Origin of the sequence: Pseudomonas sp. B21-015 (assembly GCF_024749285.1) — a bacterium.
Lineage (GTDB): Bacteria > Pseudomonadota > Gammaproteobacteria > Pseudomonadales > Pseudomonadaceae > Aquipseudomonas.
The window spans coordinates 6,095,338-6,119,894 of the sequence record NZ_CP087196.1 but is presented as its reverse complement, the minus strand read 5'-3'; the positions used below and the strand labels follow the sequence as shown (position 1 = coordinate 6,119,894).

The 24,557-nt window shown below is 60.2% G+C and carries 19 protein-coding genes; 18 read left to right on the top strand and 1 reads right to left on the bottom strand.

Annotated features, from left to right (window positions below; translation table 11 throughout):
* Positions 1-112 precede the first annotated feature (112 nt).
* Positions 113-1,477, bottom strand: coding sequence for a formimidoylglutamate deiminase (locus tag LOY38_RS27850; RefSeq protein ID WP_258697973.1), 1,365 nt, complete (start codon positions 1,475-1,477; stop codon positions 113-115).
* A 200-nt stretch (positions 1,478-1,677) separates the two neighbouring features.
* On the opposite strand from LOY38_RS27850, the gene hutC reads away from it, so the two are divergent.
* From hutC to LOY38_RS27760, 18 genes are all read left to right on the top strand, one after another.
* Complete coding sequence (gene hutC, locus LOY38_RS27845) at positions 1,678-2,346, top strand: histidine utilization repressor (protein ID WP_244858324.1); 669 nt, start codon at positions 1,678-1,680, stop codon at positions 2,344-2,346.
* A 27-nt stretch (positions 2,347-2,373) separates the two neighbouring features.
* Complete coding sequence (locus tag LOY38_RS27840; protein ID WP_258697972.1) at positions 2,374-2,943, top strand: HutD family protein; 570 nt, start codon at positions 2,374-2,376, stop codon at positions 2,941-2,943.
* 452 nt (positions 2,944-3,395) lie between these two features.
* Positions 3,396-5,084, top strand: a complete 1,689-nt coding sequence (gene hutU, locus LOY38_RS27835; protein WP_258697971.1) for a urocanate hydratase — start codon at positions 3,396-3,398, stop codon at positions 5,082-5,084.
* Between the two features lie 331 nt (positions 5,085-5,415).
* Complete coding sequence (locus LOY38_RS27830; protein WP_258697970.1) at positions 5,416-6,384, top strand: ABC transporter substrate-binding protein; 969 nt, start codon at positions 5,416-5,418, stop codon at positions 6,382-6,384.
* Between the two features lie 70 nt (positions 6,385-6,454).
* Positions 6,455-7,306 carry a proline/glycine betaine ABC transporter permease gene (locus LOY38_RS27825; RefSeq protein WP_008058061.1) on the top strand — a complete coding sequence of 284 codons (852 nt, stop codon included), beginning with the start codon at positions 6,455-6,457 and terminating at the stop codon, positions 7,304-7,306.
* Complete coding sequence (locus LOY38_RS27820; protein WP_258697969.1) at positions 7,303-8,133, top strand: glycine betaine/L-proline ABC transporter ATP-binding protein; 831 nt, start codon at positions 7,303-7,305, stop codon at positions 8,131-8,133. The genes LOY38_RS27825 and LOY38_RS27820 overlap by 4 nt, the downstream gene beginning before the upstream one ends.
* Before the next feature lie 158 nt (positions 8,134-8,291).
* Positions 8,292-9,815, top strand: a complete 1,524-nt coding sequence (hutH, locus tag LOY38_RS27815; protein WP_258697968.1) for a histidine ammonia-lyase — start codon at positions 8,292-8,294, stop codon at positions 9,813-9,815.
* A gap of 115 nt (positions 9,816-9,930) precedes the next feature.
* Positions 9,931-11,463: a histidine ammonia-lyase gene (hutH, locus tag LOY38_RS27810; RefSeq protein WP_258697967.1), complete on the top strand. Its 1,533-nt coding sequence runs from the start codon at positions 9,931-9,933 to the stop codon at positions 11,461-11,463.
* Positions 11,464-11,613: 150 nt separating this feature from the next.
* Positions 11,614-13,023: an amino acid permease gene (locus LOY38_RS27805; RefSeq protein WP_258697966.1), complete on the top strand. Its 1,410-nt coding sequence runs from the start codon at positions 11,614-11,616 to the stop codon at positions 13,021-13,023.
* A gap of 17 nt (positions 13,024-13,040) precedes the next feature.
* Positions 13,041-14,246, top strand: coding sequence for an imidazolonepropionase (gene hutI / locus LOY38_RS27800; protein WP_258697965.1), 1,206 nt, complete (start codon positions 13,041-13,043; stop codon positions 14,244-14,246).
* 10 nt (positions 14,247-14,256) lie between these two features.
* Positions 14,257-15,057, top strand: coding sequence for an N-formylglutamate deformylase (gene hutG / locus LOY38_RS27795; RefSeq protein WP_258697964.1), 801 nt, complete (start codon positions 14,257-14,259; stop codon positions 15,055-15,057).
* Between the two features lie 238 nt (positions 15,058-15,295).
* Entirely contained in the window at positions 15,296-16,243 is a 948-nt protein-coding gene (locus LOY38_RS27790) for a choline ABC transporter substrate-binding protein (protein WP_258697963.1), read from the top strand.
* A 186-nt stretch (positions 16,244-16,429) separates the two neighbouring features.
* Positions 16,430-17,350, top strand: coding sequence for an alpha/beta hydrolase (locus tag LOY38_RS27785; RefSeq protein WP_258697962.1), 921 nt, complete (start codon positions 16,430-16,432; stop codon positions 17,348-17,350).
* A 115-nt stretch (positions 17,351-17,465) separates the two neighbouring features.
* Positions 17,466-18,437 carry a prolyl aminopeptidase gene (gene pip, locus LOY38_RS27780; RefSeq protein ID WP_018929173.1) on the top strand — a complete coding sequence of 324 codons (972 nt, stop codon included), beginning with the start codon at positions 17,466-17,468 and terminating at the stop codon, positions 18,435-18,437.
* Positions 18,434-18,871 carry a D-aminoacyl-tRNA deacylase gene (dtd, locus tag LOY38_RS27775; RefSeq protein WP_253417173.1) on the top strand — a complete coding sequence of 146 codons (438 nt, stop codon included), beginning with the start codon at positions 18,434-18,436 and terminating at the stop codon, positions 18,869-18,871. Before pip ends, dtd begins: the two co-directional genes overlap by 4 nt.
* A 320-nt stretch (positions 18,872-19,191) precedes the next feature.
* Entirely contained in the window at positions 19,192-20,997 is a 1,806-nt protein-coding gene (locus LOY38_RS27770; RefSeq protein WP_258697961.1) for a glucan biosynthesis protein G, read from the top strand.
* Entirely contained in the window at positions 20,990-23,560 is a 2,571-nt protein-coding gene (gene mdoH / locus LOY38_RS27765; protein ID WP_258697960.1) for a glucans biosynthesis glucosyltransferase MdoH, read from the top strand. Before LOY38_RS27770 ends, mdoH begins: the two co-directional genes overlap by 8 nt.
* A 196-nt stretch (positions 23,561-23,756) precedes the next feature.
* Positions 23,757-24,554, top strand: a complete 798-nt coding sequence (locus LOY38_RS27760) for a transporter substrate-binding domain-containing protein (RefSeq protein WP_258700803.1) — start codon at positions 23,757-23,759, stop codon at positions 24,552-24,554.
* Positions 24,555-24,557: the final 3 nt, after the last annotated feature.

Sequence of the window (24,557 nt, the reverse complement as noted above, 5' to 3'; positions counted from 1 at the left end):
AAGATCAAAAATGGTGGGAGCGAGCCTGCTCGCGATAGCGGAATGTCAGTCAACATATCTGTTGAATTTGACGGCCCTATCGCGAGCAGGCTCGCTCCCACATTTTTTTGCGTCAGCCCAAGAGGTCGCGCAGGACTTGGGTGAATGCGCGGTTGCTTTCTTCTTCACCGGCATGTCGCCCGTCACGCACGACCCATTGGCCGTTGACCAGCACATCCCGCACCTGGCGATCGCCGCCGGCAAACAACCACCGATTGAGAATTCCGTCGCCACTGGCTGTCGCCAGGTACGGATCGTTGCCGTCCAGCACCAGCCAGTCGGCACGTTTGCCGACTTCCAGGCCACCAATCGGTTGGCCCAATGCCTGGGCACCGCCATCCAGCGCCGCGTCGTACAGCGTGCGGCCGACCATCGGCTGATCCGCGCCATACAACCGATTACGCCGCTGATCGCGCAGACGCTGGCCATATTCCAGCCAGCGCAACTCTTCCACCACGCTCAACGACACATGGCTGTCGGAACCGATGCCCATGCGCCCACCCTGAGCCAGGAAGTCCACCGCCGGGAAAATCCCGTCACCGAGGTTGGCTTCGGTGGTCAGGCACAGGCCGGCGATGGCGCGGCTTTTGGCCATGAGCGTGACTTCTTCCGGGTTGGCGTGAGTGGCGTGGACCAGGCACCAGCGCTGATCGACTTCGGTGTTTTCGTACAGCCATTGCAGCGGACGACGACCGCTCCAGCTCAGGCAGTCGTCGACTTCTTTCTGCTGTTCGGCAATGTGAATGTGTACCGGGCACTGCTTGTCGCTGGCCGCCAGCACTTCGCTGATCTGCTGCGGTGTGACCGCGCGTAACGAGTGGAAACACAGGCCGAGCGACTGCGCCGGTTGCTGCGCCAGGATCGGCTGCAAGCGCGACTGAAGTTTCAGGTAGTTTTCGGTGCTGTTGATAAAGCGGCGCTGGCCTTCATTCGGGGCCTGGCCACCGAAACCGGAGTGGCTGTAGAGCACGGGCAAAAGGGTCAACCCGATACCGGCAGAGCTGGCCGCCTGGCTGATGCGCAGCGCCAGTTCGGCCGGGTCTGCATAAGGCTGGCCGTTATTGTCGTGATGTACGTAATGAAACTCCGCGACCGAGGTGTAGCCGGCCTTGAGCATTTCGATGTACAGCTGACGGGCGATGACGCCGAGTTGGTCCGGGCTGATTTTTCCGACCAGACGGTACATCAAATCACGCCAGGTCCAGAAACTGTCGTTCGGATTTCCCGCCACTTCCGCCAGCCCGGCCATGGCCCGCTGGAAGGCGTGGGAGTGTAAATTCGGCATCCCCGGCAGCAGCGGGCCGCTCAACCGTTCGGCGCCATCTGCGTGGGAATCGGCCTGGACATGGGTCAGTACGCCATCGGCGCTGACCTCAAGACGTACATTGTTGGCCCATCCACTAGGCAGCAGCGCGCGTTCGGCAAAGAAGGCGGACATGGTTCAGCACCCCATCGTGTGTTATTTGTATATACATATACAGACGTTTGCCTGCTCGGTAAACTCCGGCAAGCTAGCAACCTTTACTAAACGAACAAGGATTAACCGTGCCGACTCCCTCTGCCACATTGCCGCCGAATGCCAATCTGAGCGCCAATCTGGGCGACAGTCCGGCGCCCTTGTACGCCCGCGTAAAACAAATGATCACCCAGCAAATCGACAGTGGAAACTGGCCACCGCACTACCGCGTTCCGTCGGAAAGCGAGTTGGTCAGCCAGTTGGGTTTCAGCCGCATGACCATCAACCGCGCCCTGCGCGAGATGACTGCCGATGGCTTGCTGGTGCGTATGCAGGGTGTCGGTACGTTCGTCGCCGAGCCGAAAAGTCAGTCTGCCTTGTTTGAAGTGCACAACATCGCCGACGAGATCGCCTCCCGTGGCCATCGTCACACTTGCAAGGTGATCACCCTCGAAGAAGAGGCCGCCGGTTCCGAGCGGGCCCTGGCCCTGGACATGCGCGAAGGCCAGAAAGTGTTCCACTCGCTGATCGTGCATTTCGAAAACGATATTCCGGTGCAAATCGAAGACCGTTTCGTCAACGCGCTGGTGGCACCGGACTACCTCAAGCAAGACTTTACCCTGCAAACGCCTTACGCCTATCTGAATCAGGTTGCGCCGTTGACCGAAGGCGAGCACGTGGTCGAAGCGATTCTGGCTGAGCCGTCCGAGTGCAAGTTGCTGCAGATTGAAAAGGGCGAGCCGTGCCTGCTGATTCGTCGCCGCACCTGGTCCGGCCGTCAGCCAGTGACCGCCGCCCGTTTGATCCACCCCGGTTCCCGTCATCGTCTGGAAGGACGGTTTCATAAATAAAGAGCCATCAATAACAAAGAGATATAAATGGGTCAGTTGAAGGTTTTACGCGCTGAAGATTACCCGCGCATGCCGTGGAAAAACGGCGGCGGCAGCACCGAAGAAATCACCCGCGATACCGGTGTGGGCCTTGATGGTTTTGGCTGGCGCCTGTCGATTGCCGACATCGGCGAGTCGGGCGGGTTTTCCACTTTTGCCGGTTATGAGCGGGTGATCACCGTGCTGCAAGGCGAGGGCATGACCTTGCGCGTCGATGGTCAGGACACGCGGGCGTTGTTACCGCTGGACCCGTTTGCTTTCAGTGGCGAGAGTCACGTGTTCTGCGCATTGCTCGGCGGACCGATTCGCGATTTCAACCTGATTTATGCGCCGGATCGTTACCGCGCGCGGTTGCAGTGGCTGGAAGGTAAGCAGCGGTTTTTTAGTGAGGCCGGGACTCTGCTGGTATTCAGTGTCAGTGAAGCGCTTGAAGTGAAGGTCGGTAACAGCGCATCGCAACTCGGTCGCCATGATTGCCTGCAACTGGATGGTAACGCCGGGCTGCTGGATATCTCTATCAAGGGTCAGTGCTGTGTGATCGAGCTGATTGCGCGCTGATCCAGCACCGAGTCGCCTCTATCGCGGGCAAGCCCGCTCCCACAGGGACATCATCGTACTTGTGGGAGCGGGCTTGCCCGCGATGCTTTTCAGGGCCTGAACCTCGTTTCCCATCGCGCACCACTTTGTTACCGAACGCCCCAGCGTGGCGCAAAACCCCGCTCAAGTAACAGCCTTCGCCCCTTCCGCCAAATCCCCTCGAAAAATTTCATCTGCGCCAGAGCCCTTGATCCAGGCGCTTTCCTGCCCTTTCAGAATTTTTATTGAATGTTTATCCGGCAAGTTGGCCGCTTGATTGCATATGCTTGTATGTACAAGTAAAGACGTATGCGTATGAGTCGATCGAGACTCCTCGTAACGTCCACTGATTCGCTTGTGGCGCAACGATGCGCACAGGCTGGCTCGCCCACCGCCAGGGTTGGTTTGGATTTGATCGCTGAGGAGTCTTTTTCGTGACTGACAACACCCAGAAACCTACTAAATACCGCAATGTCGAAATCCGCGCTGCTCGCGGTAACAAGCTGACCGCCAAGAGCTGGCTGACTGAAGCGCCGCTGCGCATGCTGATGAACAACCTCGACCCGGAAGTCGCCGAGAACCCTAAAGAGCTGGTGGTTTACGGTGGTATCGGTCGTGCGGCACGTAACTGGGAATGCTACGACAAGATCGTCGAAAGCCTGACCAACCTGAACGACGACGAGACCCTGCTGGTGCAATCCGGCAAGCCGGTCGGCGTATTCAAGACCCACAGCAACGCCCCGCGCGTACTGATCGCCAACTCCAACCTGGTACCACACTGGGCCAGTTGGGAACACTTCAACGAACTGGACGCCAAAGGCCTGGCCATGTACGGCCAGATGACCGCCGGCAGCTGGATCTACATCGGCAGCCAGGGCATCGTCCAGGGCACCTACGAAACCTTCGTCGAAGCCGGTCGCCAACACTACAACGATGACCTTAAAGGTCGTTGGGTCCTGACCGCAGGCCTCGGCGGCATGGGCGGCGCCCAGCCTCTGGCCGCAACCCTGGCCGGCGCTTGCTCGCTGAACATCGAATGCCAGCAAGTGAGCATCGATTTCCGCCTGAAAAGCCGCTATGTCGACGAGCAAGCCACCGACCTCGACGACGCGCTGGCCCGCATCGCCAAATACACCAAGGAAGGCAAAGCGATTTCCATTGCCCTGCTGGGCAACGCGGCAGAAATCCTGCCGGAACTGGTCAAGCGCGGTGTGCGCCCGGACATGGTCACCGACCAGACCAGCGCCCACGACCCACTCAACGGCTACCTGCCGGCCGGCTGGACCTGGGACCAGTACCGTGCTCGCGCCAAGACCGAACCCGCCGCTGTGATCAAAGCTGCCAAGCAATCGATGGCTGTGCACGTCAAGGCGATGTTGGACTTCCAGAAAATGGGGGTACCGACTTTCGACTACGGCAACAACATCCGTCAGATGGCCCAGGAAGAGGGCGTGGAAAACGCATTCGACTTCCCAGGCTTCGTACCGGCTTACATCCGTCCGCTGTTCTGCCGTGGCATCGGCCCATTCCGTTGGGCTGCACTGTCGGGCGACCCGCAGGACATCTACAAGACCGACGCCAAGGTCAAAGAACTGATCCCGGACGACGCCCACCTGCACAACTGGCTGGACATGGCCCGCGAGCGCATCAGCTTCCAGGGTCTGCCGGCACGTATCTGCTGGGTTGGCCTGGGCCTGCGCGCCAAGCTGGGTCTGGCGTTCAACGAAATGGTGCGCAGCGGTGAATTGTCCGCGCCAATCGTGATCGGTCGCGATCACCTGGACTCCGGCTCTGTTGCCAGCCCGAACCGCGAAACCGAATCGATGCAGGACGGTTCCGACGCCGTGTCCGACTGGCCACTGCTCAACGCCTTGCTCAACACCGCGAGCGGCGCGACCTGGGTTTCCCTGCACCACGGCGGCGGCGTCGGCATGGGCTTCTCCCAGCACTCGGGCATGGTGATTGTCTGCGACGGTACGGATGAAGCGGCCGAGCGTATCGCTCGCGTGCTGCACAACGACCCGGCGACTGGCGTTATGCGTCACGCCGATGCCGGTTACCAGATCGCGATCGATTGCGCCAAGGAGCAGGGGCTGAACCTGCCGATGATTACCGGCAAATAAAACGAACCTGTGGAAACTGCTTTATGTGGGAGCGGGCTTGCTCGCGAAGAGGCCGCCACATTCAACATCTGTGCTGGCTGATACGCCGCTTTCGCGAGCAAGCCCGCTCTCACAAAAAAAGCAGTTCCATGGAAAACGGTTTCACAGCGAATTCCTGATTGAACCATAGCGCAGTACCCGAGTGTTTGATCTTGCCGGTCGAGCAGGACGATGTTGCAGACCCAACAACAAGCAGGGCGGGTCGCGCGGTTGCGCAGACCTGATTGGACGTGGACAGGGCCGGATGCCTCTTGACTGCCGTAAGCCAATTCATGATTAGGAGCGTCACACAATGAAATCGAACAAGACCCTGCTGACCACATTGCTTTCCATGGGCCTGTTGGCCAGTGCCGGCGCCACTCAGGCGGCAGGCTGGTGCGAATCGGGCAAACCGGTGAAATTCGCCGGCCTGAACTGGGAAAGCGCCATGCTGCTGACCGACGTGCTGCAAGTCGTGCTGGAGAAAGGCTACGACTGCAAGACCGACAGCCTGCCGGGTAACTCCATCACCATGGAAAACGCCCTGAGCAGCAACGACATCCAAGTGTTCGCCGAAGAGTGGGTCGGCCGCAGCGAAGTCTGGAACAAGGCCGAGAAGGCCGGCAAAGTCGTCGGTGTCGGTGCGCCGGTGGTGGGTGCCGTCGAAGGCTGGTATGTGCCGCGCTATGTGGTTGAAGGCGACGCCAAGCGTAAGCTGGAAGCCAAAGCACCGGACCTGAAAAACATTGCCGATCTGGCCAAATATTCCGCTGTGTTCAAGGATGCGGAAGAACCCTCCAAGGGCCGCTTCTACAACTGCCCGGCCGGCTGGACTTGCGAGCTGGATAACAGCGAAATGCTGAAAAGCTACGGCCTGGAAAACAGCTACACCAACTTCCGTCCAGGTACCGGCCCGGCGCTGGATGCGGCGGTACTGTCGAGCTACAAGCGTGGCGAGCCGATCCTGTTCTACTACTGGTCGCCAACCCCGCTGATGGGCCAGATCGACGTGGTCAAACTGGAAGAAAAACCGGGCGTGGACAAGCGCGTGACCATCAAGGTCGGCCTGTCCAAGACCTTCCACGAGCAAGCCCCGGAACTGGTGGCCGTGCTGGAAAAGGTCAACCTGCCAATCGACCTGCTGAACCAGAACCTGGGGCGTATGGCCAAGGAGCGGATCGAGTCGCCAAAACTGGCCAAGATCTTCTTGAAGGAACATCCTGAAGTCTGGCACGCATGGGTGAGCGACGACGCAGCCAAGAAAATCGACGCGGCCTTGTAGGTTGAGCCTCTCCGACTGTCGGCGACGGCAGTCGGATGCTTGATCGCAACCCCTTGATTGAGAGCCTCTTATGTTTCCCGAAAGCTTTACCTTTTCCATCGCCGACTGGGTCAACGGTTGGGTCGATTCGCTGGTCACCAACTACGGCGACGTGTTCCGCAGCATCTCCGACACCCTGTTGTGGGCCATCGTCAATCTAGAAGGGCTGCTGCGCGCGGCGCCCTGGTGGCTGATGTTGGCGATCGTGGCGGGCGTGGCCTGGCACGCGACCCGCAAAGTCGTGACCACGGCGGTTATCGTCGGCTTGCTGTTCCTGGTGGGCGCGGTCGGTCTCTGGGACAAGCTGATGCAGACCCTGGCGCTGATGATGGTGGCGACGGTCATCTCGGTGCTGATCGGCATTCCGCTGGGCATTCTCTCGGCGCGCAGCAATCGCCTGCGTTCGGTGCTGATGCCGCTGCTGGACATCATGCAGACCATGCCGAGCTTCGTGTACCTGATTCCGGTGCTGATGCTGTTCGGTCTGGGCAAGGTCCCGGCGATTTTTGCCACGGTGATCTACGCCGCGCCGCCGCTGATCCGCCTGACCGATCTGGGCATTCGTCAGGTCGACGGTGAAGTGATGGAAGCGATCAACGCCTTCGGTGCCAACCGCTGGCAGCAACTGTTCGGCGTGCAACTGCCGCTGGCCCTGCCGAGCATCATGGCCGGGATCAACCAGACCACCATGATGGCCCTGTCGATGGTGGTAATCGCCTCGATGATCGGTGCCCGTGGCTTGGGTGAAGACGTGTTGGTGGGGATTCAGACCCTCAACGTCGGACGTGGCCTTGAAGCCGGTCTGGCGATCGTGATTCTGGCAGTGGTGATCGACCGCATTACACAGGCGTACGGTCGTGCACGGCATGAGGTGAGCAAATGAGCAACGCAGCCATCAGCAAGATCGAAGTCAAAAACGTCTTCAAGATTTTCGGCAACCGCTCCAAGGAAGCGCTGGGCATGATTGGCCAGGGCAAAACCAAAGACCAGGTGCTGGCTGAAACCGGCTGCGTGGTCGGTGTGAACGACCTGTCGCTGAGCATCAGCACCGGCGAGATCTTCGTGATCATGGGTCTGTCCGGTTCTGGCAAGTCGACTTTGGTGCGCCACTTCAATCGCCTGATCGACCCCACCAGCGGCGCGATCCTGGTGGACGGCGTGGACATCCTGCAATACGACATGGAAGCCCTGCGCGAATTTCGTCGGCACAAGATCAGCATGGTGTTCCAGAGCTTCGGCCTGCTGCCCCACAAGACCGTGCTGGATAACGTCGCCTACGGCCTGAAAGTGCGTGGCGAGAGCAAGCAGATGTGCGCCGAGCGTGCGCTGCACTGGATCAACACCGTGGGCCTGAAGGGCTACGAAAACAAATACCCGCACCAGCTCTCGGGCGGCATGCGCCAGCGTGTGGGCCTGGCTCGCGCACTGGCGGCGGATACCGACATCATCCTGATGGACGAAGCCTTCAGCGCCCTCGACCCGTTGATCCGCGCCGAAATGCAGGACCAGTTGCTGGAACTGCAAAAGACCCTGCACAAGACCATCGTGTTCATCACCCACGACCTCGACGAGGCCGTGCGCATCGGCAATCGCATCGCGATCCTCAAGGATGGCCGGCTGATTCAGGTCGGTACGCCACGAGAGATCCTGCATTCGCCGGCGGATGAGTATGTAGACCGGTTCGTACAGCGGCGGGCGGCGGTGGTTTAAAGGCCGATCGTTCCCACGCTCTGCGTGGGAATGCATCCCGTGACGCTCCGCGTCACACATGCGCAGGGCTAGAGCCTTGCGCTGACAACGGGACGCGGAGCGTCCCAGGCGGCATTCCCACGCAGAGCGTGGGAACGATCAAGTTCAAGAGGTTAATGATGTCCCAGGCTGAAAAAATCGTTATCGCCGACGCTCCATTGCGTTGGCAGGATGTGGTCGCAGTCGCTCGTCACGGCGCACAGCTCGAGCTGTCGCCCCAGATCTGGGCGCGGATCGAGAATGCCCAGGCGATCGTCCAGCGCATCGTCACCAGCGGCGAGCGCGCCTACGGCGTCAACACCGGCCTGGGCGCCTTGTGCAACGTCTCGCTCAAAGGTGAACAACTCAGCCAATTGTCGCGCAACACCTTGCTCAGTCACGCCTGTGGCGTTGGCGCACCACTGGCCGACGAACAGACCCGCGCAATCATCTGCGCCGCTATTCGCAACTATAGCCATGGCAAATCCGGCATTCATCGCCGCGTGGTCGAAGCCCTGCTGGCACTGCTCAATCGCGGCATCACTCCGCAAGTGCCGTCTCAGGGGTCGGTCGGTTACCTGACCCACATGGCCCATATCGGAATCACGCTGCTGGGTGTCGGCAATGTCAGCTATCGAGGGCAGATCGTTTCTGCGCAGCAAGCCTTGGCCGAAGAGGGGCTGCAACCGGTGCAACTGGGCGCTAAAGATGGCTTGTGCCTGGTCAACGGCACGCCATGCATGACCGGCCTCAGCTGCCTGGCACTCGCAGATGCTACCCGACTCGTGCAGTGGGCCGACGTGGTCGGTGCCATGAGCTTCGAAGCCCAGCGCGGCCAGATCGCGGCATTCGATGCCGAGATCATCGCGCTTAAACCCCATCCGGGCATGCAGCAGGTGGGAATCAACCTTCGCGCCTTGCTCGATGGCAGCGAAGTGATCGCCAGCAGCAAGGGTATTCGCACTCAGGATGCGTTGAGCATCCGCTCGATCCCGCAAGTTCACGGTGCGGCTCGCGATCAGCTTGAGCACGCGAAAAAGCAGATCGAAACCGAACTCAACGCTGTCACCGACAACCCGATGCTGCTGGGCACGCCGGACAACTACCGCGTCGTGTCCCAGGCCAACCCGCACGGCCAATCCGTTGCGCTGGCTGCTGATTTGCTCGCCATCGCCATGGCGGAAATCGGCTCCATCGCCGAACGTCGCCTGGACCGTTTGATCAACCCGCATGTCAGCGGTCTGCCGGCGTTTCTGGTGGCCAATCCGGGAGTGAACTCCGGGATGATGATCGTGCAATACGTTGCCGCTTCCCTGTGTGCGGAAAACCGCCAGTTGGCGCAACCGGCGGTGCTCGATAACTACGTCACTTCGGGCTTGCAGGAAGACCACTTGAGCATGGGCACCAACGCGGCGCTGAAGCTGCATCGCGCATTGGAAAACTGCACGCAGATCCTCGCCATTGAATATTTGCTGGCATCCCAGGCGTTTGAGTTCCTCAAAGAGCAACGTTTTGGCGCTGGCACCGATACCGCGTGGCGTCTGCTGCGTGAGCGAGTCCCGGCCTACGACCAGGACCGCTGGCTGGCACCGGACATTGCTGCCGCTGCCAGTGTTTTGAAAGACCCGATTTTGTTGCACAAGGCTTTTCCAGAACTGAACTGATTTCCACAACACCAGCGTGCCAAGGCGCGGCTCCCCAAAAGGCAGACGCGACGGACAACGGACATCTCCGGAGCGTCTGGTGAGTTAAATAACAAACTCTCAAAAGGAGCACAAAATGACTGCACTTAACCTGATTCCTGGCCAACTGAGCCTTGCCCAACTGCGTGATGTTTATCAGCAACCGGTCAAAATCACCCTCGACAACAGCGCCTCGAGCCAGATCGAAGCCAGCGTTGCCTGCGTGGAACAGATCCTCGCCGAGAACCGCACGGCTTACGGCATCAACACCGGTTTCGGCCTGCTGGCTTCGACCCGTATCGCCAGCGAAGACCTGGAAAACCTGCAGCGCTCGCTGGTGCTGTCCCACGCCGCTGGCGTCGGTGAGCCGATCAGCGACGCCCTGGTGCGGCTGGTCATGGTGCTCAAGGTCAATAGCCTGAGCCGTGGTTTTTCCGGCATTCGTCGCCAGGTGATCGACGCACTGATCGCGCTGATCAACGCCGAGGTTTACCCGCACATTCCTTTGAAAGGTTCGGTCGGTGCATCCGGCGATTTGGCGCCGTTGGCGCACATGTCGCTGGTGCTGCTGGGCGAAGGCAAGGCGCGCTACAAAGGCGAATGGCTGCCCGCCACCGAAGCGCTGAAAGTCGCCGGTTTGACGCCGCTGACTCTGGCGGCGAAAGAAGGCCTGGCGCTGCTTAACGGCACACAGGTTTCCACCGCCTACGCCCTGCGTGGCCTGTTCGAAGGCGAAGATCTGTTTGCCGGCGCCCTGGCCCTTGGCGGCCTGACGGTCGAAGCGGTACTGGGCTCGCGCTCGCCATTCGACGCGCGCATTCATGCTGCTCGCGGCCAGAAAGGCCAGATCGACGCCGCTGCCGCTTACCGCGATCTGCTGGGCGAGCGCAGCGAAGTATCCGACTCGCACCAGAACTGCGAAAAGGTCCAGGACCCGTACTCCCTGCGCTGCCAGCCGCAAGTCATGGGCGCCTGCCTGACTCAATTCCGTCAGGCTGCCGAAGTGCTCGCCATCGAAGCCAACGCCGTATCGGACAACCCATTGGTGTTCGCCGCTGAAGGCGACGTGATCTCCGGCGGTAACTTCCACGCCGAGCCGGTGGCCATGGCCGCCGACAACATGGCCCTGGCCATTGCCGAAATCGGTTCCCTGAGCGAACGCCGCATCTCGCTGATGATGGACAAGCACATGTCGCAACTGCCGCCGTTCCTGGTGGCCAATGGCGGCGTGAACTCCGGCTTCATGATCGCCCAGGTGACCGCGGCGGCATTGGCCAGCGAGAACAAGGCGCTGTCTCATCCGCACTCAGTGGACAGTTTGCCGACATCGGCAAACCAGGAAGACCACGTGTCCATGGCTCCGGCGGCAGGCAAGCGTCTGTGGGAAATGGCAGAAAACACTCGCGGCGTTCTCGCGGTGGAATGGTTGGCTGCGGTCCAAGGTCTGGATCTGCGCGATGGTCTGAAGACTTCGCCAAAACTGGAAAAGGCCCGCGCCATCCTGCGTGCCGAAGTGCCGTTCTATGAGAAGGACCGGTTCTTCGCTCCTGATATCAACGCAGCGAGCGAGTTGTTGGCGACCCGTTGCCTGAGCGAACTGGTCTCGGCGAAGTTGCTGCCGAGCCTGTAACGGCTTCTTCTCTGATGATCGTTCCCACGCTCTGCGTGGGAACGCAGCCCCGTGACGCTCCGCGTCACTGGACGCGGAGCGTCCCCAGAGGCATTCCCACGCGGAGCGTGGGAACGATCAGTCGCCAATAAAAATAATTAAGGACGAGAAATGCAACAGCCAGCAAAAGGTTTGAAACGCGGGCTCTCTGCCCGACATATTCGCTTCATGGCGCTGGGGTCGGCTATCGGCACCGGGCTTTTTTACGGTTCTGCCTCGGCCATACAAATGGCCGGGCCTGCGGTATTGCTCGCTTACCTGATCGGTGGCGCGGCGGTGTTCATGGTCATGCGCGCCCTCGGCGAGATGGCGGTGCATAACCCGGTGGCCGGCTCATTCGGCCAGTACGCCAGCACTTATCTGGGGCCGATGGCGGGCTTCATCCTCGGTTGGACCTATGCGTTCGAAATGGTCATCGTCGGCATGGCCGACGTGACCGCGTTCGGTATTTACATGGGTTTCTGGTTTCCGGAAGTCTCCCGCTGGATCTGGGTGCTGGGTATCGTTTCGGTGGTCGGCGGCTTGAACCTGTGCAACGTGAAAGTATTCGGTGAAATGGAGTTCTGGCTGTCGCTGCTCAAGGTGGCAGCCATCGTCGCGATGATCTTGGGCGGTTTCGGCATCATGCTGTTCGGCATCAGCAATGCGCCTGGCGCCCAGGCGACCGACATCAGCAATCTCTGGAGCCATGGCGGCTTCATGCCCAATGGCGTGGGCGGCCTGATCGCTTCGTTTGCGGTGGTGATGTTTGCTTTTGGCGGCATTGAAATCATCGGCGTAACGGCTGGTGAAGCCAAAGACCCGCAGCGCGTGCTGCCGCGGGCGATCAATGCCGTACCGTTGCGTATTCTGCTGTTCTACGTGTTGACGATGTTCGTGCTGATGTCGATTTTTCCATGGCAGCAGATTGGCAGTCAGGGCAGTCCGTTTGTGCAGATTTTCGACAATCTGGGGATCAGCTCGGCGGCGACCATTCTCAATATCGTGGTGATCTCGGCGGCGGTGTCGGCCATCAACAGTGACATCTTCGGCGCTGGCCGGATGATGTACGGACTGGCCCAGCAAGGACACGCACCCAAAGGCTTTGCCCGCTTGTCGCACACTGGCGTGCCATGGATGACCGTGGCGGTCATGAGTGCCGCGCTGCTGCTGGGCGTGTTGCTGAACTACCTGATTCCGGAAAACGTGTTTCTGTTGATCGCCTCTGTCGCGACCTTTGCCACGGTGTGGGTCTGGCTGATGATTCTGTGCACCCAGGTGGCCATGCGTCGCTCCATGAATGCCGAGCAGGTCACCCAACTGAAATTCCCGGTGCCGTTCTGGCCTTACGCGCCGATGGCGGCGATTGCCTTCATGCTGTTCATTTTCGGCGTGCTGGGCTATTTCCCGAATACCCAAGCGGCGCTGATCGTCGGCATAGTCTGGATCGTGCTGCTGGTACTGGCCTACCTGATATGGGTGAAACCGGCGGCAGGCCAGGCAGCCTTGGTAGCGCGCGATCCTGTTTTTTCTCATCGATAACCTAATGGAGACCAAGGATGAAAACGCTCTGGCAACATTGCCACGTCGCAACCATGGCGCAAGGCGTCTACTCGATCATCGAGGACGCGGCCATCGTGACGTCAGGTGCGCACATTGAGTGGATTGGTCGGCGCGGCGAACTGCCGTCAGGCGAGTACCCGGCAGTCAATGATCTTAAAGGGGCCTGGGTGACTCCGGGCCTGATCGACTGCCACACCCACACGGTGTTCGGCGGCAACCGCAGCGGTGAATTCGAGCAACGCCTGCAAGGCGTCAGCTATGCGGAAATCGCCGCCGCCGGCGGTGGCATTGCCAGCACCGTGCGCGCCACTCGCGCATCATCCGAAGACGAGTTGTTCGCCAGCGCCGCCAAGCGCCTGAAGAGCCTGATGCGCGACGGCGTGACCACGGTCGAGATGAAGTCCGGTTACGGCCTGGATCTGGCCAGCGAGCGCAAAATCCTGCGAGTGATCCGCCGTCTCGGCGCCGAGCTGCCAGTCAGCGTGCGCAGCACCTGCCTGGCCGCTCATGCCTTGCCACCGGAATACGCGGATCGGGCCGACGACTACATCGATCACATCTGCAGCGAAATGCTCCCGGCCCTGACGGCCGAAGGGCTGGTGGATGCGGTGGATGCGTTCTGCGAATACCTGGCGTTTTCGCCGCAGCAGGTCGAACGGGTGTTCGTCGCTGCGCAAAACCTCGGCCTGCCGGTGAAGCTGCATGCCGAGCAATTGTCGTCGCTGCACGGTTCGAGCCTGGCGGCGCGGTACCACGCACTGTCCGCCGATCATCTGGAATTCATGACCGAAGACGACGCCATCGCCATGGCCAAGTCCGGCACCGTCGCGGTATTACTGCCCGGCGCGTTTTACTTCCTGCGGGAAACCCAATTGCCACCGATGGAAGCCCTGCGCAAACACGGCGTGAAAATCGCCATCGCCAGCGACCTCAACCCGGGCACTTCGCCGGCGTTGTCGTTGCGCTTGATGCTGAACATGGCCTGCACCTGTTTCCGTATGACCCCGGAAGAGGCGCTGGCGGGCGCGACTATTCATGCCGCCACCGCGTTGGGCATGGGCCAAACCCACGGTTCGCTGGAAGCCGGCAAGGTTGCAGACTTCGTCGCCTGGCAAATCGATCGTCCGGCCGACCTGTCGTACTGGCTGGGCGGCGACCTGGAAAAACGCGTCGTGCGTCACGGCGTTGAATCAAATCTGTAGGAGAGCGGTTGTGGATAAGGTTCTGAGCTTCAAACAAGGCCGTGTGCCGCTGCTGATCAGCATGCCCCACGCCGGCCTGCGCCTGACCCCGACGGTGGAAGCGGGGTTGATCCCCGACGCGAAAAGCCTGCCGGACACTGACTGGCACATTCCACGGCTTTATGAGTTCGCTGCCGAACTGGGCGCCAGCACCCTGGCGGCCGAGTACTCGCGGTTTGTCATCGACCTGAACCGGCCGTCCGACGACAAGCCCTTATATGTCGGCGCCACCACCGGTCTGTATCCGGCGACGCTGTTCGATGGCGTGCCGTTGTTCCGCGAAGGGCAGGAGCCGTCGGCAGCAGAGCGGGCGACGTATCTGGAGCAGATCTGGACGCCGTACCACCGCACCTTGCAGGAAGAACTGACGCGGCTGAAAGCCGAGTTCGGCTACGCGCTGCTGTTCGATGCGCACTCGATCCGCTCGATAATCCCGCACCTGTTCGACGGCAAGCTGCCGGACTTCAACCTCGGCACCTTCAATGGCGCCAGTTGCGATCCACAGTTGGCCACTCAACTGGAAGCGATCTGCGCGAAGCACCTCGATTACAGCCATGTGCTGAACGGTCGCTTCAAGGGCGGGCACATCACCCGGCATTACGGCAACCCGGCCGAAAACATTCATGCCGTGCAGCTGGAGTTGGGGCAGTGCACGTACATGGAAGAGTTCGAGCCGTTCCGTTACCGCCAGGATTTGGCTGAGCCGACGCAAGTGGTGCTCAAGGAGTTGTTGCAAGGGCTGTTGGCGTGGGGCGCAAAGCACTACGGCTGACTGATCGTTCCCACGCTCCGCGTGGGAATGCCTCTAGGGACGCTCCGCGTCCAGTGACGCGGAGCGTCACGGGCTGCATTCCCACGCAGAGCATGGGAACGATCGGTTGAGACAGTCGCCACCGTGCAAATCTCGGTCGCTACAGTTCGCTTTTACCCGCTCGACGCTGCGTAATGTTCTGGGCACGGTGCACGAAGACACCGAACCCCACAATAATCTGCCGCACGAGACTCTCCCGATGAAAAGACTGTGCACCTGCTGTCTCTCAATCCTCTGTGGCAATGCTCTTCTGAGCACCAGCGTTTTCGCCAACGACCCCGCTTCCTGCAAGACTGTGCGTATGGGCGTGGTCAACTGGACCGACGTCATCGCCACCAGCGGCATGGCTGACGTATTGCTCAACGGCCTCGGCTACGAAAGCAAGCAAACCAGTGCCGTGCAGCAAATCGTCTTCGCCGGCATCCGCGACAAACGTCTGGATATCTTCCTCGGTTACTGGAAACCGGCGATGGACAAGAACATCGCTCCGTTCGTGGCCGCCAATCAAGTGAAGGTCATGGACAAACCGAGCCTGGCCGACGCCCAGGCAACGCTCGCCGTACCTGACTACGTGGCTGCCGCCGGCCTGAAAACCTTCGCCGATATCGCCAGATTCAAGGACCAGCTCGGCGGCAAGATCTACGGTATCGAGCCGGGCAGCGGCGCCAACACCACCATCAAGACCATGATCGAGACCAACCGCTTTGGCTTGAAGGATTTCAAACTGATCGAGTCCGGTGAGGCCGGGATGCTCGCCGCCGTGCAACGGGCGGTCAATCGCAAGGAGTTCGTGGTGTTCGTCGGCTGGACCCCGCATCCGATGAACATCAACATGAACATCGCCTACCTGACCGGCAGCGAAGACGTCTATGGCCCGAACGAAGGCGCGGCGACCGTTTCCACCGTGACCGCATCGGACTATGCCGAGCGTTGCCCGAACGTGAACCGCCTGCTGGAAAACCTGACCTTTACCGCCGCTCAGGAAAGCCAGTTGATGGTGCCGATCATGGAGCGCAAGACGCCGCAGGACGTTGCCAAACAGTGGCTGCGCGATCATCCCGAAGATCTTCAGCGCTGGTTGGCGGGTGTCAGCAGTGTTGATGGCAAGGAGGGTGTGGCAACCGTTCAGGCCAGTTTGAAAAACTGATCACCATTTCTTCGCAAAGTATGCTGTCTGTGGCGAGGGAGCTTGCTCCCGTTCGGCGGCGAAGCCGTCGTGAACCCGGCTGGTCGTGAGTGGTTTTGGGGCTGCTACGCAGCCCAGCGGGAGCAAGCTCCCTCGCCACAGGACTGAGTTCCAATCCCAAACCGTTGACTGACTGGCTCCAGGCTCATGGCTCCTTACTCGATTTCCGAACACATGGCGGCTTTCGTCGAGAAAACCCTCAGCTTCAACAGCACTGACAGCAGCCTCCCCGGTTTGCGTCAGGCCTACAGCGAGATGTGCCGGGCGTTTACCCCGCCATGTCCCGCAGGGCTTGAAGTGATCGATCTCAAGTTGGCGGGCGTGGCGGTGCGCGCCTGGCAACCCTCGGTTCCGCCGCCGACCAACGGTTGGCCATGCATTGTGTATCTGCATGGCGGCGGTTGGGTGGTGGGGGATCTGGATTCCCACGCCTTTATCTGCGCCGAACTGGCGTCGGTGCTTGGCTCGCTGGTGATCGCCATTGATTATCGACTGGCACCGGAGCACCCGTTTCCGGCGGCGTTCAAGGACTGCCTGAGTGTCTGGCGTGCGCTGCGCACAGGACCGTTTCAGCTCGATCCGGCGCGGACGCTGGTGGCAGGGGACAGCGCTGGCGGCAACCTCGCCGCTGCGTTGTGCCTCGCCTTGCGCGATGCCGGCGAACCAATGCCATGCGCGCAAGTTCTGATCTATCCGGGGCTGGGCGGCGATCACCGATTGCCGTCGCGCAGCGAATGCGCCGATGCACCATTGCTCAGTAGCAGCGATCTGGATTGTTATCAAGCGTTGTATTTAGGCGGAACCCGACAACCGGCTGCCTATGCGATGCCCTTGCTCGCCGACGATTTCAGCTGTCTGCCACCGGCGTTGATCGCCGTCGCGCAGTTCGATCCGCTGCGCGATGACGGCGTGCTTTACGCCGATCGACTCAACGCCGCCGGCGTGGGTGCAACGCTTTACTACGGGGAGGGGCTGGTTCACGGCTGTCTGCGCGCGCGGGGGCAGGTCGCCGAGGTCGACCGACTCTATGAAACCCTGCTCGACTATTTGGCTGAGAAGACAGGCTGACAAACGCTGACGCTGCGAGGGGCATGCTCATAGACGTAATTCGGGTTTATGATGCCGGACGGCAGAATAATAGAAGTCCCCCCAGGGATGACCTCGACCCCTTACGGAGCGCGCAATGCAGACTTTGTACCCGCAGATCAAACCCCACGCCCGGCACGATCTGGCTGTCGATAAAACCCACACGCTGTATGTCGACGAAAGCGGTTCGCCGGAAGGTTTGCCGGTGGTGTTCATTCACGGCGGCCCTGGCGCCGGATGTGATGCCCAGAGCCGCCGGTATTTCGATCCGAACCTTTATCGCATCGTTACTTTCGACCAGCGCGGTTGCGGTCGCTCCACGCCCCACGCCAGCCTGGAAAACAACACCACCTGGGATCTGGTCGCCGACCTTGAGCGGATTCGCAAACACCTGGGTATCGACAAATGGGTGCTGTTCGGCGGTTCCTGGGGTTCGACCCTGGCCCTGGCTTATGCGCAAACCCATCCGGAGCGCGTGCACGGTCTGATTCTGCGCGGGATTTTTCTCTGCCGTCCCCAGGAAATCGAATGGTTCTACCAGTGTGGCGCCAGTCGTCTGTTCCCCGATTACTGGCAGGACTACATTGCGCCGATCCCGCTGGACGAACGCGACGACTTGCTCACGGCATTCCACAAACGCCTGGTCGGCAACGACCAGATCGCCCAGATGCATGCGGCCAAGGCCTGGTCCATCTGGGAAGGCCGTACCGCGACCCTGCGTCCAAATCCGCTGGTGGTCGATCGTTTCTCCGAACCTCAACGTGCGTTGTCCATCGCCCGTATCGAATGCCACTACTTCACCAATAACGCTTTCCTGGAGCCGAACCAGCTGATCCGCGACATGGGCAAGATCGCCCATTTGCCCGGTGTCATCGTCCATGGTCGTTATGACGTGATCTGTCCGCTGGACAACGCCTGGGAACTGCATCAGGCCTGGCCGAACAGCGAATTGCAGGTGATCCGCGACGCTGGCCATGCCGCGTCCGAGCCGGGCATCACCGATGCATTGGTACGCGCCGCTGATCAGATGGCACGTCGACTGCTCGACTTGTCGCCTGACGAAGCATGAAGGGCCTGCTGCAACGCGTGCGTGGCGCGCGAGTCGAGGTCGCGGGAGAGGTGGTTGGTGCGATAGATCAGGGGTTGCTGGTGCTGGTGGCGGTCGAACCCGACGACACGCAGGCCAGCGCCGACAAACTTCTGCATAAACTGCTTAACTATCGAGTATTCAGTGACGCCGAGGGCAAGATGAATCTGTCCTTGGCGGATGTGGGCGGCGGGTTATTGCTGGTCTCGCAATTCACCCTGGCCGCTGATACCAAAAACGGATTGCGTCCGAGTTTTTCGACGGCGGCCCCTCCGGCCTTGGGCGAGGCGCTTTTCGACTATTTATTGGGCAAAGCGAAACAGGTGCATGGCACTGTGGCATCAGGTAGATTCGGCGCGGATATGCAGGTGCACCTGGTCAATGATGGCCCGGTAACCTTCCTGTTACAGACGTGAAAGTGCTTGAAACATGTTTTTAAGGGCATTTCGGCTGAAAACAGGGGCTTTTCCCGATAAATACTTGGTTTCCCCTGATGCGTTGTAACGCGGCCTACTAGATAATCGCGCGCTACGGGGATCAGCGTTCGTTGGTCCATTTTGACTTAGGTAGAGACTTGTCCGGAACCTGTTGGGGAATCATTTTGCCCCATAGGAGTCGGAACAATGCTCGCCAACTTGGCAAGAGTGGTTCGCAGGGTCGGTTTTTTCCACCGCACACCGTGCTGGCACTTTAACTGGCCGTTGGTTTTTTGATCTGTTTTCGGCGAGGGTTGCTCGTGATTGTTAGTCCCTGTAATGCACCAAAATTGTCTGCCAAACGGTTTCGAAGCGCTCTGGTAGCAGGCTCTGCACTGCTTTGCCTGTTCAGCGCCGGCCAACTTTGGGCATTCAATCTGGATGACGTATCGGTCAAGGCAAAAGAGCTGGCCGGGCAAAAATACGAAGCCCCGCGCAGTAACCTGCCGAATGAGTTTCGCGAGATGAAATTCGCGGACTATCAAAAAATCCGGTTCCTCACTGAAAAAGCCGAATGGGCGAACCAGAAAACCCCATTCAAGCTGTCCTTCTATCACCAGGGTATGCACTTCGATACGCCGGTGAAAATCAACGAAATCACGGCCAACACCGTCGAAGAGATCAAATACGACCCGAGTCGTTTCGATTTCGGCGACGTGAAGTTCGATCCTAAAGCCACCGAACAGTTAGGTTATGCCGGCTTCCGTGTGCTGTACCCGATCAACAAGGCCGACAAGCAAGACGAAATCATGACCATGCTCGGCGCGAGTTACTTCCGCGTCATCGGCAAGGGGCACACCTATGGCTTGTCCGCTCGCGGCATGGCCATTGATACCGCGTTGCCGTCCGGCGAAGAGTTCCCGCGCTTCACCGAGTTCTGGATTCAACAGCCCAAGCCGGGCGACAAGCATCTGGTGATCTTCGCCCTGCTGGATTCGCCGCGTGCCACCGGTGCCTATCGCCTGACCCTGCGTCCGGGCAGCGACACGGTCGTCGACGTCAAGGCCAAGATGTATCTGCGTGACAAGGTCACCAAGCTCGGCGTTGCGCCGCTGACCAGCATGTTCCTGTTCGGCGCCAACCAGCCGTCGAAAGTGCTGAACTACCGTCGTGAACTGCATGATTCCAGCGGCCTGTCGATCCATGCCGGCAACGGCGAATGGATCTGGCGCCCACTGAACAATCCGAAACACTTGGCCGTGAGCAACTTCTCGATCGAGAACCCGCGCGGTTTCGGCTTGCTGCAACGTGGCCGTGACTTCAGCCACTACGAAGACCTCGATGACCGCTACGACAAGCGCCCAAGTGCCTGGATCGAACCGAAAGGCGATTGGGGCAAAGGCTCCGTCGATCTGGTAGAGATTCCTACCGCCGATGAAACCAACGACAATATTGTCGCTTTCTGGAGCCCGGAAAAACTGCCTGAGCCTGGCCAGTCCCTGGACGTTGCCTACCGCATGCACTGGACCATCGATGAAGCCTCCCTGCATTCGCCGGACAGCGCCTGGGTTCAACAGACCCTGCGTTCCACAGGTGACGTGAAGCAGTCGAACCTGATTCGTCAGCCGGACGGCAGCGTGGCGTACCTGGTGGATTTCGAAGGTCCGTCCTTGCAAGACTTGTCGGAAAATGCCGAAGTGCGCAGCCAGGTGAGCGTTGGCGACAACGCGGAGCTGGTCGAGAACAGCGTCCGTTACAACCCTGAAACCAAGGGCTGGCGCCTGACTTTGCGGATGAAGATCAAGGATCCGAGCAAGGCTACCGAAATGCGGGCTGCGCTGGTCAAGACCATCACGCCTGCCGAGACGATCAAGACCGCGGCGCCAGCGTCCAGTTCTTCCGTTGCCAAGGCCGACAAGATCGCCGCCCGCCAGCAAGAGAAGAAGGACAAGGAAGCCAAGCAGGCTGAAGCACAAGCCCAGCAAGTCAAGGACACCAAGGACAAGGACAACAAAGACGCCAAGCAGCCTGTCGCTGCCGAAGCGGCCCCAGCCACACCGGAATCGGCACCGACTGAACAAGTCCTGACCGAGACCTGGAGCTATCAGTTGCCTGCCGATGAGTAATTCACACGTACAGCCACAAACGCTTGCCGAGTACCTGGCGCATTTGCCCATGACCGACGAGCAGCGCGCGGAACTCGCGGGCTGCAAGTCCTTCAGTGAACTGCACGAACGTCTGTCGTCCTCGACGTTCGACGCGCCGACCGAGGCTGCTCAAGCCTCGGTCGGCCGGCGCCTGACCCTGAACACCGCCGAAGAGCTGGCGGATGCGGAAATGCTGGTGCTCGACGCCAGTGGTCGGGTTTGCCTCAAGGCAACCCCGCCGATCCGTCGGACCAAAGTCGTGCCCGAGCCGTGGCGCACCAACATTCTGGTGCGTGGCTGGCGTCGGCTGACCGGGCGCACCAACCCGCCGGCCCCGCCGAAGGATGAGAACGTGCTGCCGGCCGCTCGCTGGCGCACCGTCGGTTCGATCCGTCGCTACATTCTGTTGGTGCTGATGCTCGGTCAAACGATCGTCGCCGGCTGGTACATGAAGGGCATCATGCCGTACCAGGGCTGGTCGTTCGTCGATCTTGAAGAAGTCCTGCACCAACCGCTCCTGCAAACCGCGGCCCAGGTGCTGCCTTACGCCTTGCAAACCACCATCCTGATTATGTTCGGGATTCTGTTTTGCTGGGTGTCGGCCGGTTTCTGGACGGCGCTGATGGGCTTTCTCGAGCTGATCACTGGTCGTGACAAATACCGCATTTCCGGCGCCAGTGCCGGCAACGAGCCGATCGCCAAGGACGCGCGCACCGCATTGGTGATGCCGATCTGCAACGAAGACGTGCCGCGGGTGTTCGCCGGTTTGCGGGCGACCTTCGAATCGGTCGCGGCCTCGGGTAACCTGGATCGCTTCGACTTTTTCGTGCTCAGCGACAGTAACGACGCCGATATCTGCGTCGCCGAACAGCAGGCCTGGCTGGACGTCTGCCGTGAAGCCAAGGGCTTCGGCAAGATCTTCTATCGCCGCCGCCGTCGCCGTGTGAAACGTAAAAGCGGCAACCTCGACGACTTCTGCCGTCGTTGGGGCGGTGACTACAAATACATGGTCGTGCTCGACGCCGACAGCGTGATGAGCGGCGAATGCCTGAGCAGTCTGGTGCGCCTGATGGAAGCCACGCCGGACGCCGGGATCATCCAGACCGCGCCACGTGCGTCGGGCATGGACACTTTGTATGCGCGCATGCAGCAGTTCGCCACCCGTGTGTACGGTCCGTTGTTCACCGCCGGCCTGCACTTCTGGCAGTTGGGTGAATCCCACTACTGGGGCCACAACGCGATCATCCGCATGAAACCGTTCATCGAGCACTGCGCCCTGGCGCCGTTGCCCGGTAAAGGTGCGTTCGCCGGTGCGATTCTGTCCCACGACTTCGTCGAAGCGGCGCTGATGCGCCGTGCCGGTTGGGGCGTGTGGATTGCCTACGACTTGCCGGGCAGCTACGAAGAACTGCCGCCGAACTTGCTGGACGAACTCAAGCGTGACCGTCGCTGGTGCCACGGCAACCTGATGAACTTCCGGCTGTTCCTGGTAAAAGGCATGCACCCGGTGCACCGTGCGGTGTTCCTGACGGGCGTGATGTCTTATCTGTCAGCGCCGTTGTGGTTCTTCTTCCTCGTGCTGTCGACGGCCCTGCTGGCGGTCAACACACTGATGGAGCCGCAATACTTCCTGGAGCCGCGTCAGCTCTATCCGCTGTGGCCGCAATGGCACCCGGACAAGGCGATTGCGCTGTTCTCGACGACCATCGTGCTGCTGTTCCTGCCGAAGTTGCTGAGCATCATCCTGATCTGGGCCAAGGGCGCGAAAGAGTTCGGTGGCAGGTTCAAGGTGACGCTGTCGATGCTGCTGGAGATGTTGTTCTCCATGCTGCTGGCGCCGGTGCGGATGATTTTCCACACCCGTTTCGTGCTCGCCGCGTTCCTCGGCTGGGCCGCGACCTGGAACTCGCCGCAACGTGATGACGACTCCACACCGTGGAGCGAAGCGGTCAAGCGCCACGGTCCACAAACCTTGCTGGGCTTCTTCTGGGCGCTGTTGGTGATCTGGCTGAACCCGAGCTTCCTTTGGTGGCTGGTGCCGATCGTCGGTTCGCTGATGCTGTCGATCCCGGTGTCGGTGATCTCCAGTCGTGTGGGTCTGGGCCTCAAGTCCCGCGATGAAAGCCTGTTCCTGATCCCTGAGGAATACAATCCGCCACAGGCGTTGCTGGCAACTGATCAGTACACCCACGAAAACCGTTGGCATGCGCTGAACGACGGCTTCATCCGGGCAGTGGTCGATCCACAGCAGAACGCCTTGGCGTGCGCGCTGGCGACGTCCCGTCACCGTCAGGCCGAGCCGATCGAATGGCTGCGGGTCGAGCGGGTTCGCCATGCGATGAAGGCCGGGCCAACAGGGCTGACCAACAACGAGCGTGTGGCCCTGCTGAGTGATCCGGTGGCACTGGGTCGCTTGCATGAGCAGGTCTGGAGCGAAGGCCACGCCGAGTGGCTGCAAGCCTGGCGCACATCGGTGGATGCCGATCCCCATGCGCCGCTGTTGCCGCTCAAGCCTGTGAGCACGCAGCCTCAGTTGGCATAATGAAAAACCCCGCGAAAGCGGGGTTTTTTTGTGTTGATCAAAATCCTCTGTAAAACCCTTGTGCAAACGGCCGAGTGCGTTAGCATCCGTCCCCGAATTGGTGCGCCCGGACAATTTTCTGTTCGTATCCGCCGGTTTTCCGAGGGAAACCCGTGGTTTGCGTGCCTCACAACGTGATGGTTTTGGGGACTTGATGATGAAGAAGTATCTGGCGATGCTGCTGGTCGGCGTCACGGCATTGGTTGCAGTCAGCGCGGCGCAGGCCGGTGCCATCGATGAGGCGGTCAAGCGCGGCACGCTGAAAGTCGGCATGGACCCGACCTACATGCCGTTCGAAATGACCAACAAGCGCGGCGAGATCATCGGCTTCGAAGTCGACATCCTCAAAGCCATGACCAAGGCCATGGGCGTCAAGCTGGAACTGGTTTCCACCGGATACGACGGCATCATCCCGGCCCTGCTCACCGACAAGTTCGACATGATCGGCAGCGGCATGACCCTGACCCAGGAGCGCAACCTGCGCCTGAACTTCAGCGAACCGTTCATCGTGGTCGGCCAGACACTGCTGATCCGCAAGGAGCTGGAAGGCACTATCAAGTCCTATAAAGACCTGAACACCGCCGACTACCGCATCACCTCCAAGCTCGGCACCACCGGTGAAATGGTCGCCAAAAAACTCATCTCCAAAGCCAAGTACCACGGTTACGACAACGAGCAGGAAGCCGTGCTCGACGTGGTCAACGGCAAGGCCGATGCCTTCATCTATGACGCGCCGTACAACGTCGTGGCGGTGAACAAGGTCGGCAACGGCAAACTGCTGTTCCTCGACAAGCCGTTCACCTACGAGCCGCTGGCCTTTGGTCTGAAGAAGGGTGACTACGACAGCATCAATTTCATCAACAACTTCCTGCACCAGATCCACGAAGACGGCACCTACGATCGCATCCATGACAAGTGGTTCAAGGACACCGCCTGGCTCAAGGATATGGAATAAGGC